13 protein-coding genes are annotated in these 11,280 nt (G+C 63.4%); 2 read left to right on the top strand and 11 right to left on the bottom strand.

Annotated features, from left to right (window positions below; translation table 11 throughout):
• The 9 genes from EOA29_RS12395 to EOA29_RS41315 all read right to left on the bottom strand — a co-directional run.
• Positions 1-1,104: methionine adenosyltransferase (locus EOA29_RS12395; protein ID WP_127220960.1), on the bottom strand; the 1,104-nt coding region annotated here is incomplete at its 3' end.
• 28 nt (positions 1,105-1,132) lie between these two features.
• Positions 1,133-1,813, bottom strand: coding sequence for an isoprenylcysteine carboxylmethyltransferase family protein (locus EOA29_RS12390; RefSeq protein ID WP_126091368.1), 681 nt, complete (start codon positions 1,811-1,813; stop codon positions 1,133-1,135).
• The gene (locus EOA29_RS12385; protein ID WP_126091367.1) at positions 1,810-2,067 is read right to left on the bottom strand and encodes a DUF2933 domain-containing protein; all 258 of its coding nucleotides are present in this window, start codon (positions 2,065-2,067) and stop codon (positions 1,810-1,812) included. The genes EOA29_RS12390 and EOA29_RS12385 overlap by 4 nt, the downstream gene beginning before the upstream one ends.
• Before the next feature lie 10 nt (positions 2,068-2,077).
• Entirely contained in the window at positions 2,078-2,455 is a 378-nt protein-coding gene (locus tag EOA29_RS12380; RefSeq protein WP_126091366.1) for a cupredoxin domain-containing protein, read from the bottom strand.
• Positions 2,452-4,980 (bottom strand): copper-translocating P-type ATPase, encoded by a 2,529-nt coding sequence (locus EOA29_RS12375; protein ID WP_126091365.1) that lies wholly within the window; start codon positions 4,978-4,980, stop codon positions 2,452-2,454. The genes EOA29_RS12380 and EOA29_RS12375 overlap by 4 nt, the downstream gene beginning before the upstream one ends.
• Before the next feature lie 102 nt (positions 4,981-5,082).
• The gene (locus tag EOA29_RS12370) at positions 5,083-5,457 is read right to left on the bottom strand and encodes a hypothetical protein (RefSeq protein WP_126091364.1); all 375 of its coding nucleotides are present in this window, start codon (positions 5,455-5,457) and stop codon (positions 5,083-5,085) included.
• 266 nt (positions 5,458-5,723) lie between these two features.
• Positions 5,724-6,263, bottom strand: a complete 540-nt coding sequence (locus EOA29_RS12365) for a hypothetical protein (protein WP_126091363.1) — start codon at positions 6,261-6,263, stop codon at positions 5,724-5,726.
• Between the two features lie 14 nt (positions 6,264-6,277).
• Positions 6,278-7,711 carry a glucoamylase family protein gene (locus EOA29_RS12360; RefSeq protein WP_126091362.1) on the bottom strand — a complete coding sequence of 478 codons (1,434 nt, stop codon included), beginning with the start codon at positions 7,709-7,711 and terminating at the stop codon, positions 6,278-6,280.
• A 69-nt stretch (positions 7,712-7,780) separates the two neighbouring features.
• Entirely contained in the window at positions 7,781-8,194 is a 414-nt protein-coding gene (locus tag EOA29_RS41315; protein WP_189478877.1) for a Spy/CpxP family protein refolding chaperone, read from the bottom strand.
• Here EOA29_RS41315 and EOA29_RS41310 point away from each other — a divergent pair.
• Positions 8,160-8,507, top strand: coding sequence for a hypothetical protein (locus EOA29_RS41310; RefSeq protein WP_189350479.1), 348 nt, complete (start codon positions 8,160-8,162; stop codon positions 8,505-8,507). The two genes, EOA29_RS41315 and EOA29_RS41310, sit on opposite strands and share 35 nt — an antisense overlap.
• Positions 8,508-8,773: 266 nt before the next feature.
• On the opposite strand, the gene EOA29_RS41305 is transcribed toward EOA29_RS41310, so the two are convergent.
• Positions 8,774-8,938 carry a hypothetical protein gene (locus tag EOA29_RS41305; protein ID WP_189350477.1) on the bottom strand — a complete coding sequence of 55 codons (165 nt, stop codon included), beginning with the start codon at positions 8,936-8,938 and terminating at the stop codon, positions 8,774-8,776.
• 28 nt (positions 8,939-8,966) lie between these two features.
• The gene (locus tag EOA29_RS12350; protein ID WP_189478876.1) at positions 8,967-9,557 is read right to left on the bottom strand and encodes a hypothetical protein; all 591 of its coding nucleotides are present in this window, start codon (positions 9,555-9,557) and stop codon (positions 8,967-8,969) included.
• Positions 9,558-9,751: 194 nt separating this feature from the next.
• Here EOA29_RS12350 and EOA29_RS12345 point away from each other — a divergent pair.
• Positions 9,752-11,280: caspase family protein (locus EOA29_RS12345; RefSeq protein ID WP_127220958.1), on the top strand; the 1,529-nt coding region annotated here is incomplete at its 3' end.

Below are 11,280 nucleotides of genomic sequence, written 5' to 3'. Positions count from 1 at the left end.
GCCGTCTCGCGTCGCGACTTTCAACTGAACGAGGGCGGGTCGGGTTACCGGGTCGCCGATCCGGCTCACCAGCATGCACTCGGCAGCCGCGACCTCGGACAGGGCAGCGCAGATCGCCTCGGCGATATCACGCGCCGCGATGTTGTAGATCTTCCCGACATGCGACACCGGGTTCTTGCCCGCGGCCGCTTCAAGGCTCATTGGCCGACAGGGCGTAATCAAGCCATTGACCCTGTTGCCGCGGCCTACCTGGCCGTCATCCCCAGCCTCGGCCGATGTCCCGGTGACGGTGAGGTAGAGCGCGCCCTGGGACGCTCCATCGGCGGCATTGACGTCCACTTCGGACTCTGTGAACCCATGCTGTCGGGCAAGTTCTGCCACGAGTGTCCGAAGCTCGGATCTCTCGGCAAGATAATCGTCGCTGTGAGCGAGATAACGTCCGATCATGGCGCAGGCGACGGTCAGGCGAACCGACCTGCCTTGTCGAACACCCATCACCTTTACATCCTCGCCCCATGCGGGATGTACGCGAATTCGGTCTCTTCCGTTGATGTGCCGTTCGACGTCAAGCACCAGAGTCTCGAGGGCGCTCATCGGCGCGTAGCCAACGCCAATCGAAGTATCATTGGCCAAGGGAGCTTCGGACGTGCGCGAAAACAGCTCCTGCAGGTCCTGCGAGCCGGGTCGAGTCAGCACGTGAAACCGGACGTCGCGTTCCGCATCGAGCGCGTGCAGGTTGGATTTCAGCCAAGACCGGGACCCCTCGATCGCTATCTCTTCGACCGGGATATTTTCGCCGCCGGTTTCCGTCGTGGCCCTACCCGCCAGATAGATGTTTATCGGACTGGTGAGAGAGCCGCCCCCGAAAGCGGGCACGGAGCGACCGCCCAGCAGAAGCGCCTTGTCCACGTTGTGGTGAAGGATGCGATCGAAGCGTCGAGAATACTCCAGGCACAGATTGCGCGAGAATGTTTCAGCAAGGGCATCGCAGATGGTGTCCGGGTGCCCCAATCCCTTACGCTCGACGACTTCGACCGGGTCATCGGGAACGTCATATGCCGTGAGCAGCAGCTCTGGTGTTGACGAGGCTTCAGGGAGCGACATGGCTGCGCATCCGATTACAAGCGGCTGGTCATGACGGCTTGCCTTCACCGGACTGGCCGCTCAATCTGGCAAGGACGCGATCCAGCCGCGGCAGGAATCCGGGGACATGTTTCATGTACGCGCGATACGCATCGCCGAATTCGGCAGCCGCTTCGCGCTCCTCGGCTTGTGCGAGCCTCACATACATGACGACCAGCACCGGGAACATCGCGAGCGTGAGCAGCGTAGGCCACTGAACGAGGAAGCCGAGCATGACCAGGATGAAGCCGACATATTGCGGGTGGCGGACATAGCTGTACGGTCCGCCCGTTGCGAGAGAGCGGTGCTGCTGGGTGTCGTAGAGAACGCGCCACGCAGCCGCGATCAGCCAGAACCCGCCGCCGATCAGGACGAAGCTCAGCAGGTGGAACGGTCCGAAATGCGGATTGACCCGCCAGCCGAACATCATTTCCAGCAAGTGGCCGGCATCGTGCGAGAACCAGTCGATCCCCGGATAGCGGGCCTGCAGCCAGCCGGACAGAAAATAGATGGTGAGCGGAAAGCCGTACATCTCCGCGAACAGCGCGACCAGGAACGCGCTGAAGGCCCCGAACGAACGCCAGTCCCGCCCGGTCTGCGGCTTGAAGAAGCTGTAGGCAAACAGGATGAAGACCGCGGAGTTGACGATCACCAGGCTCCAAAGGCCGTAGGCTTGGGTCTCGGCGCTCATGACGGATTCCTTTCGTCGGACCGGTTGCGGTGGCCGCCGTGTCCGCCATGGCCATGTCCCCCATGCATGAAGAAGTGCATGAAGACGCAGCCTAACGGCAGCAGGTAGAACAGCGCGCCAAGGACATGGGCGCGGTGCTCGGTGAAAAGCAGGAACCCGCCGATCGCAAGGAAGCCGAGCAGGACAAGTCCGGCTCGTGAAGCCAGAAAGGGGCCTTGCGGATGGTCGTGGTCTGAGTGGTCATGTGTCGACATTGCGGGTCTCCTATTCGACGACGAGGCGGCCGCGGAACATGCCCATGGGGCATGAGAATCCGAACTCGCCCGGTTCCTTGGGCATCAGCTCGACGGCGACGGTCTCCCCCGTCGGCAGGTCGGCGCTCTTCTGGAAATCGGGGAAAATCACCTTGTCCGAGCAGGAGGCGGTCTCCTCACGACGGAAGTTCAGCCGGACCGGGCGGCCGCTGCGGACGACGATCGTATCGGGCGTGTAGCCGCCCTTCACGAGGATCATCGCCTCCTGGTAGCCGCCGCTCGTTTCCGCGGCGCGGATGCCCTTCGAACGCTTGAGCCAGAAGAACCAGATGATGAACGCGACCAGGCCGATTCCGGCGACGGTCACTATCCAGCGGTCGGGTGTCATTGGCCTGTCCTCCTCGGTTGAAAGAAGCGCAAACGGTTGGCGTTGGTGACGACGGTCGCCGAACTGAAGGCCATGGCGGCGGCGGCGATCAGGGGCGAGAGCAGAAGCCCGATGAACGGGTAGAGCACGCCCGTCGCGACCGGGATGCCCAGCGCGTTGTAGCCGAAGGCCCCTACGAGGTTCTGCCGGACGTTGCGCATCGTCGCCCGGCTGATCTCGATCGCCGTGACGACGCCCATCAGGCTGCCCCTGATAAGCGTCACGTCGCTCGCCTCGATGGCGACGTCGGTTCCGGTGCCGATGGCGAAGCCGACATCGGCCTGGGCGAGCGCCGGCGCGTCGTTGACGCCGTCGCCGACCATCCCGACAGACTTGCCCTCGAGCTGCAGCTTCTGCACCTCGTGCGCCTTGTCGTCCGGAAGCACTTCCGCCAGCACCCGATCGATGCCGACTTCGCGGGCGATCGCCCGACCTGTGCGCTCGTTGTCGCCGGTCAGCATCACGACCTCGATGCCCAATCCTTTCAGGATTTCGATCGCCGCCCTGGAGTCCGGCTTCACGGTGTCGGCGACCGCGATCAGCCCGGCCGCCTGCCCGTCGACCGCAACGTACATCGGCGTCTTGCCTTCGTTGGCGAGACGCTCCCATTGCGGCAGCAGCGCGTCCGCGGGAACACCCCGGTCGCGCATGAGCTTGGCGTTGCCGAACAGCACGTCATGGCCGTCGATCCGACCACCGACGCCGTGACCCGGGATGGCCGCGAAACCTTCAGCGTCGACCAGCTCGATCTTGCGCGCCTCGGCGCCCTTGACGATGGCCGAGGCCAGCGGGTGCTCGGAGCCGCGCTCAAGGGACGCGGTGAGCCGCAGCACGGCGCTCTCTTCGTGGCCCGGCGTGACGACGACGTCGGTCAGCGCCGGTTCGCCCCTGGTGATCGTGCCCGTCTTGTCGAGGATGATCGCGTCGAGTTTTTCGGCCGCCTGCAGCGCGTCGCCGGAGCGGATCAGGATGCCGTTTTCAGCTCCCTTGCCGATGCCGACCGTGAGCGAGGTCGGCGTCGCAAGGCCGAGGGCGCAGGGACAGGCGATGATCAGCGTGGTGACCAGGATGACCGTGGCATAGATCAGCCGCGGTTCGGGCCCGAAATCGTACCAGACCACGGCCGCCAGGATCGCCACGATCATGACCGCCGGCACGAAGTAGCCCGACACGGTATCGACCACGCGCTGGATCGGCGCCTTCGACCCCTGCGCGTCCTTCACCATGCGGATGATGCTTGCGAGGGCGGTATCCTTGCCGACCTTCGTCGCGGCGAAGCGGAAGCTGCCTGTCTTGTTGAGCGTGCCGCCGATGACCTCGTCGCCGACCTGCTTTTCGACCGGCATGGATTCGCCCGTGATCATCGACTCGTCGACAGCGCTCGATCCCGCACTCACCTTGCCATCGACCGGGATTTTTTCACCCGGACGGACGATCACCGTGTCGCTGACCAGCACTTCCTCCACGGGCAGGTCGATTTCCTTGCCGTTGCGCGCGACTCTTGCCGTCTTCGCCTGCAGCCCGATCAACTTCTTGATCGCCTGTGAGGTCCTGCCCTTTGCCTTGATCTCCAGGGCGAGACCCAGCACGACGAGCGCGACGACGACGTCGGTCACGTCCCAGAAGACTTCGGCCAGCGCCATGTCGGGAAAGATCCCTGGCCATGCGACCGCCACGACCGAATAGAGGAACGCCGCCGTGATGCCGATCGCGATCAGCGTGTGCATGTTGGCCGCGCGGTGCTTCAGCGCGTCCCACATGCCTACGAAGAACTGGGATCCCGACCAGAGCAGGACGGGCAGGCTCAGCACGCCGAGCAGCGCCCAAACCATCCGACGCGTGCCGCTGCCCATGGGCATCCAATCTCGCAGTCCCGGAATGAAATCGGGGTAGCTGAGCGCCATTACCGGGAGGGAGATGACGGCGGCGAGCCAGAACCTGCGCATCAGGCCGCGATACTCCTGTTCGTTCGCTGCCTCGGCCGGGTCCAGCGTCGCGTCCGCCGGCTTGATTTTCGGCTCGGCCACACGATAGCCGGAGGACTCGATCGACTGCCTCAACTCCTGGAAATCGGTCCGTTCCGGCTGATACTCTATGTCGACAGCGTTGGGTGCGAGGCTGGCGCGGGCGGCGATCACGCCAGGGGTCATCTTCAGCGCCAGCTCGACACGTATGGCGCATGAGGTGCAATGCATGTTCTTGATGGGAATGCGCATCGTTGCCGTACCGGCGGCGTAGCCGACGGAGCGGATGGTGCGCAGGATTTCCGCGACCTTCGCCTGGGCTGGGTCATAGTCGACCTTCGCCGTCTGCGTGGCGAGATTGACCGAGGCGGCCTGCACCCCTTTGACCGCGCGAATAGCCGTCTCGATGGCCGGCGGGCAGTGGGCGCAGGTCATTCCTCCAATGCGCAGGGTGAGCGACTCGCGCCCGTTAGCCAGGCCACCTGGAGGGGGGTGGATTGTGGTTTCTGTCCGAATGTTCATGATTTTTCTCCTCGAAAGGCGTTCCTGACCGGGAGCCGGCGTTGGCCCAGCACAAAGAGCGACCCGGTCGGCAAGCGTGAGGTTTGCCCGCCGAGCAGGTTGTCAGGGAGCGGAACGAGGAGGCCGAAAAGCTTCGTCAGGCTTTGTCAGCGAGAAGCTTGATTGGACGAGGAAAGCCGGGGCATCGGGCTCCGTTACAAAGCCAATTCCTGGCGTTGCCGCCAGAATGGCCGCCGAACCGAAACAGTGCCCGCCCGCGCACAGGCCGCAATTGGCATGGACCGCGCCGTCGTGACAGCCGGGTTCGGCAAATACCGCCAGAACGCTCGTCGTAAAGGCCGCCCGATCGGCTTTGTACTCGGCAATTGATGAAACGACCTTGACTGACGAAACACCTTGCAAGGCACCGAACTCATGCCCTTGCGCCTGACCCGAAGGCGTCAGCGACAGGAAAAGAGCAAGCCCAAGCGCAAGCATGATCGCTCCGAAAGCACCGCTTGCGGTCCGATGGTCTCGCTGCCAGATCTGACAATATCGCCCAAGCACAGCACGGCTTCCAAGCTCTTCACATCCTTCATGATCGCCGGCTTAGTCAAAATGCGCTTTGATGTGCGTCAAATCCGTTCCAGGCAAGGCCCCGCACCACGCAGGCACCCCGACCGGGTGGCCGCACGTCGAACCTCTGCCCAACTTGGCAGGGCCCGGCCTTTTAACATCCGGTCCGATCCAGCTTCGTCGGGTCACTATAGGTGCTGGTATTTGAAGTTGACCCGCACGGGAGATTCGTGCCCGGGCACTGTTATGTCGAGCTTGATGTCGTATCGGTCGCTGCCTCGCAGTTCGACGAAATTGCCGTACGTGACGGTCCCTGCGATCAGCATCGGCTCCAGCGCGACGTTCTGCGCACCGACCTGAGCAAGCCCGGATATGTTCGCCCTCACTCGCGCGTTCTCGATCCGCGCGCCGGTCTTCGCATCGAAGATCGCGACCACAATATGATACTGATGCGCACCCGAAGGCGCGCCCCCGTGCATGGCACCTTCAACGTGCCACTCTTGGTGACCTCCGACGATGGCGGCCGGCAGGACGCCGAAATAGACGCCAATTCCCTGAACAGCCTGGAAGTTCTCGTCAGCCCAAGCAGCTCGCCCGGTGGCCAAGACTGAAACAATCAGGCCGATCAAAAGCGCAAGGGAACGTTGCCGCCATCCGAATCTGCTTTTCAGAGCCGGCACCTGTCGAGCAATCCACTTCGTATCCGAGGTTCGCCTTTTGTCCAACATGGTCTTTCTCCCGCTTACGTTCGAGCGCTCCTCTCAGGGCGCGCTTCTGACTTCCCATCAGCGTGCGACGACGAATGCTGGTCCAGAATAGGGGCGCTCGAGGCGCCAACCGATGGACGCTCATAAAGCTGTCCAGGACCGAGCTCGTTCAGCCAACCGCCAGCGAACCCGGCACGGCGCAACCCAGTCACGATGTGCGGGCAACCGCGCATCAGGCGCCACAACAGGCCAGTCAGATGGTTCTCGATCATCAGCACGATGGGGCCCTGGTTGATGCCGAAATGCCAGGGCGACACCCACCAACCGTAGGGGTTACCGGGCCCCCCTGGATGAGTGGGATTGAAGGCGGCCTTGAAGCCGTATCGATTGAACTGCTTAAGCTTGGCCTGGTGGATACAGAAGTGGATCGCCTGCAGGACGATTTCAGGAGCGAATGGCAATGAGGCGACGACTGCCCAGGGCGCGAGCGTGCCGTCATCCGGTCCGTAGGGGACGCCGCGCCCGACATAGTCGTAGAACTCCCGCTGGATGCCGTTCAGCTTGAGCGTGGCGGGGCCTGGTCCTTCGCTTGCCGTGATGCCCCAACAGCACTCTCGGTAACCGTCGAACCTGCGCGGGTTCATGATGGCATAGCATTGCTGGAGGTAGGTCGCTCGGCGGCTGTTCTCGAAATAGTCGATGCCCTTTTCCCGCATGAAGGCATCCTGGATCCCGCGAAAGTCGATCCAGACATGCGAGAGCTGATGCGTGAACAGCGGCCCAGCGTACAGATAGTCGTAGCCGTAGCAGCTCTCCCAGCGATAGGTCGAAGTCCAGGCGGCGTAGCTGCTTTCGGGAAGCGGAAAGGTCGGCGAGCCGAGTGCCAGAACGTAGAGCAGGAGGGCCTCGTCGTAGCCTTCCCAGCGATATTTGATGAACCCGTTTTCCGGGGTCCAGCCGTGCGTCACTGTCGCGCCCTGGTCTTGCGCCCACTGCCAATCGGCACGGCGATAGAGCGCGTCGGCGAGCGTGCGCAGTTCCCTCTCGTCGGCTGCATCCGCATCGAAATAGGCGGCCGCCGACAGGGCGCCGGCCAGCAACAGCGCGCTGTCAATCGTCGACAGCTCACATTGCCAGGCTCGCTGTCCCGTCTGCATGTCGAGGAAATGATAATAAAAGCCACGGTGCCCGGTGGCGTCCGGCTCCGGTCCGTGCGGGCTTGCCCAGAAGAAGCGCAGCGTGGCCAGCGTTCGTGCCACCGCAGCTTGACGCGCTATGAACCCGCGCTCGACGGCGACGGGATAGCAGGCGAGAGCGAGGCCCGTCGCAGCGATGCTTGCCGGCCAATTCGCAGCAGTCTTGTCGCGGATGAGGCCATTGGCAGGATTCACCTCGTCCAGGAAGTAGTCGAACGTCTCCCGCTGAAGCTGCAGCAGCTCTTCCGTGCCAATGCTCCGCTTCATCTTCATGGCCTCACCAGGAGATCTCGTCTTGGTCGCGTGGGGCCGTCGCGGTCTGCCTCAACGGCCCCTCCGAGCTCACATCATGCCCATCGGCGCCGGCATGAGCAGCTTGTCGGCCACCGCCTTTTGCGCTTCGCTCAACGTTGCGTAAAAGGGCTCCATTGCCGCTTTCAACTGGCGCAGGCCTTCGAGCCGTGCAGAGAGCATCTGCTCGACTTGATCGATCCTCTTCAGAGGCGTCATCGCGGCAGAGCCAGCGGACATCATCGCGCCGCCCATCCCGGCCATCGCCTCTTTTGCGAGCTTGGCATTGGCACGCATTGCATCGGCCACAGCCTTCCATTGCGGCTGTTGCGCATCGGTCAGCTTGAGCTCGGCCTGCAGGAACGCGATGCGCCCTTCGACGTGGTCCGGAGACATCATCTGTTCAGCCGATCCGTCCTTCGCAGACATCATGCCCATCATCATCCGCATCATCTCGCCGGACATCATCCCGCCCTGGGGCATCATTCCACCCTGCGGCATCATCCCACCCTGCGGCATCATTCCACCCTGCGGCATCATCCCGCCCTGGGACATCATTCCACCCTGCGGCATCATCCCGCCTTGGGGCATCGTTCCGCCCTGGGGCATCATTCCACCCTGGGACATCATCCCACCCTGCGGCATCATCCCGCCTTGGGGCATCGTTCCGCCTTGGGGCGTCATCCCGCCTTGGGGCATCATCCCACCTTGGGGCATCATCCCACCCTGCGGCATCATCCCGCACATCATTCCACCCTGCGGCATCATTCCGCCCTGAGGCATCATGCCGGCCTGGGGCATCATTCCGCCCTGCGGCATCGTTCCGCCCTGTGGCGTCGCGCCGCCCTGGGGCATCGTCCCGGCGCTGTCGCCGGACACCGGGGCCGGCGCAGCGGCAGGCGCGGTTCCCGCACTGCCAGGGGGATGGTGGGCGTCGTTGGCGAAGGCCGCAGATGAGAAGAGCATGGCTGCGGCGAGGACGGTTTTGCTTAGCATTTTCATTGTCTGGTTCTCCTGGATTTCGGGTTCAGGGTTCCGCGCCAGTCACCCGGCGCTGCCAAGAGTCGGCTGCGGCACCTGGAACGTGATCCCGTTTGGCCCCTTGCCGACTGCATAGGACTTCACGACCGACTGATCCTTGACCGAGATCAGTGACACGGTGCCGTAGGCGATGTTGGTCACGAAGACGAAAGCGGCGCGGGTCGGCAAGCGTGAGATTTGCCTGCCGAACAGGTCGTCAGAGAACGGAACGAGGAGGTCGAAAGGTCTCGTCAGGCTTTGTCAGCGCGGCGCCTGATTGGTCGATGAAAACTGGGGCGCAGCGCACCGGTACAAGGCCGATGTCCGAAGCAGCCGCAAGAACCGCAGCCGAACAAGCGAAACAATGCCCACTCACGCACAAACCGCAATTGGCGTGGGCTGCGCCGTCATGACAACCTGAATCATCCGGAGCGGATGCGAACAGGACGGTCGCCATCGATGTCGCCTGATCGGCTTTGCAGTCGCCAATTGATGGAACGACCTTGGCTAGCGAAACGCCCTGTGAAGCGCTGAACTCGTGCGCCTGGGCTGAAGGCGTCAGCAACAGGAAAAGGGCAAGCCCGAACGCAAGCATGATCGCACCGAAGGTACCGCTTGCGGTCCGATCGTCTCGCTGCCAGATCTGACAAGATCGTCCAAGCACAGCACGGCTTCCAGGCTCGTCACATTCCGCAGGATCGCCTGCTCGGTCCAAATGCGCTTTGACGTGCGTCAAATCCGATCGACTCCAGCTCAAGGGCACCTCCAAGGCAACCTCAAAAACACGCGCGTCCGATTTGTGCGGCATCGCTGGAGGCACGGACCGATATCGACAAGGCAGTATCAGCCGAAATTCGCATCGTTCAGCCAGCCGCCCTTGAAGCGAAGAGAGCCACATTAAACCCCGCTGATGTGTTATGTATTTCATGGAAGGGGCGTCCCCCGCGTGAAATGCGACTGGAACGAGCAGGCAAAGCCGCAACTTGATTGAGAGTGCGCGCGATGAGGTTCTGGGCAGCTGTTGTTGGTTTGTTTTTCCTGGTTGCAGGCAATCTGCTGGAGGCACCCGCCCTTGCCGCCGGCGGCAACCGGGTCGCCCTGGTCATCGGCAACAGCAAATATGTCTACGCGCCGGCGCTTCCCAATCCTGCCGGCGACGCGCGCCTGATGGCCGAAGTCCTGCGCAAGGCGGGGTTCAACGTCATCGAAGGCGTCGACCTCGACTACGCCGGAATGCGTGACCGGCTGAACAAGTTCACCGAAGCCTCGTACGAGGCGGATACGGCGCTGATCTACTACGCCGGCCACGGCATGCAGGTGAACGGCAAGAACTACCTGATCCCGGTCGATGCCGAGCTTACGGCTCCGGCGCATCTCAAGACCCGCACCATCCAGATCGACGAGTTGCTCGACGCTCTCCCGCCGGACCCCGCCGTCGGCATCGTCATCCTGGACGCCTGCCGCGACAATCCTTTGGCAAGGACACTCGCGGCTTCCTTGCCGAAGAGCCGCTCGACCACCGCGCCGGGCCTGGCGCCCATCGATGTCAGCGGCTCGGACGTTGGCACCGGCGGCGTGCTGATCGCCTTTGCGACCGATCCCAGTTCCGTGTCCTATGACGGCAACGGCGCCAACAGCCCTTACACGACCTCGCTGGCCAGGCATCTGGCCGAGCCGGGCGTGGAGATCCAGAGCGCGTTGACCCGCGTTCGCGGCGAGGTGACGGCCGAGACCGATGGGCGCCAGCGGCCCTGGCACAATGCCTCGCTCGGCCGCGAGGTCTTTATCGGTCCGCAAACGCCGCCACCCGCCGCCCCGGCTCCGCAGCCGTCCGCCACCGAGACTCCGGCCCAACCCGCAGGCACCGACGCGCGCGGATGGGAAATCGAGCAGCGCGTGTGGGACGAGGCCTCCAAGCGCAACACGCTGGCGCATTACGAAGCCTATCTGCAGCAATTCCCCAAGGGGGCGTTCGCCGATCTCGCCCGTCTCAACATCGATCAGCTCAAGAAGTCGCCGGTCACTGTCGGCAATGCACCGACTGTTGTCGCCAATACCGAGAGCGCCGCGTCGCGATCCGCCACGGCGGCGGCACCGGCCGCGGCCGCCAATCCCGAAACCGACACCGGGACCGAACTGACGGAAAGCGCGATCGGGCTCGATCGTCAGGAAAAGATCGACCTGCAGGAAAGGCTGCTGGCGATCGGTTACGACCTGGACGAAGCCGACGGCGACTTCGGCCTCAAGACGCGCCGCGCCATCGGCCAATGGCAGGAAGAGAACAAGCTGCCCCCGACCACCTTTCTTACCTCAAAGCAATATGCCCGCCTGAAACTCGATACGGACGATGCCCTGAAGAGCTACCGAGCCCAGCGGGCGTCGGAAGCGGAAGCTAGAAAACAGGAAAGCGCCGCACCGCAAAAGACCGAGAAACCGCAGCCGGTCGTCCGTGCGAAGCCGAGACGCGACCGGCAGCGCGAAGCAGCCAATCCAAGACCGGCGCCGAAATCGAAGGCGGCGGGACGAAAGTC

This window comes from Mesorhizobium sp. M1E.F.Ca.ET.063.01.1.1, assembly GCF_003998155.1.
Classification (GTDB): domain Bacteria; phylum Pseudomonadota; class Alphaproteobacteria; order Rhizobiales; family Rhizobiaceae; genus Mesorhizobium.
This window is presented reverse-complemented; position numbering and strand designations above follow the sequence as displayed.

Coding starts and splice junctions, on each gene's coding strand:
- EOA29_RS12390 (WP_126091368.1), bottom strand. CDS start 1,813: ATGAGCGCCGAGACCCAAGCCTACGGCCTTTGGAGCCTGGTGATCGTC.
- EOA29_RS12385 (WP_126091367.1), bottom strand. CDS start 2,067: ATGTCGACACATGACCACTCAGACCACGACCATCCGCAAGGCCCCTTT.
- EOA29_RS12380 (WP_126091366.1), bottom strand. CDS start 2,455: ATGACACCCGACCGCTGGATAGTGACCGTCGCCGGAATCGGCCTGGTC.
- EOA29_RS12375 (WP_126091365.1), bottom strand. CDS start 4,980: ATGAACATTCGGACAGAAACCACAATCCACCCCCCTCCAGGTGGCCTG.
- EOA29_RS12370 (WP_126091364.1), bottom strand. CDS start 5,457: ATGCTTGCGCTTGGGCTTGCTCTTTTCCTGTCGCTGACGCCTTCGGGT.
- EOA29_RS12365 (WP_126091363.1), bottom strand. CDS start 6,263: ATGTTGGACAAAAGGCGAACCTCGGATACGAAGTGGATTGCTCGACAG.
- EOA29_RS12360 (WP_126091362.1), bottom strand. CDS start 7,711: ATGAAGATGAAGCGGAGCATTGGCACGGAAGAGCTGCTGCAGCTTCAG.
- EOA29_RS41310 (WP_189350479.1), top strand. CDS start 8,160: ATGCCCATCATCATCCGCATCATCTCGCCGGACATCATCCCGCCCTGG.
- EOA29_RS41315 (WP_189478877.1), bottom strand. CDS start 8,194: ATGTCCGGCGAGATGATGCGGATGATGATGGGCATGATGTCTGCGAAG.
- EOA29_RS12350 (WP_189478876.1), bottom strand. CDS start 9,557: ATGCCGCACAAATCGGACGCGCGTGTTTTTGAGGTTGCCTTGGAGGTG.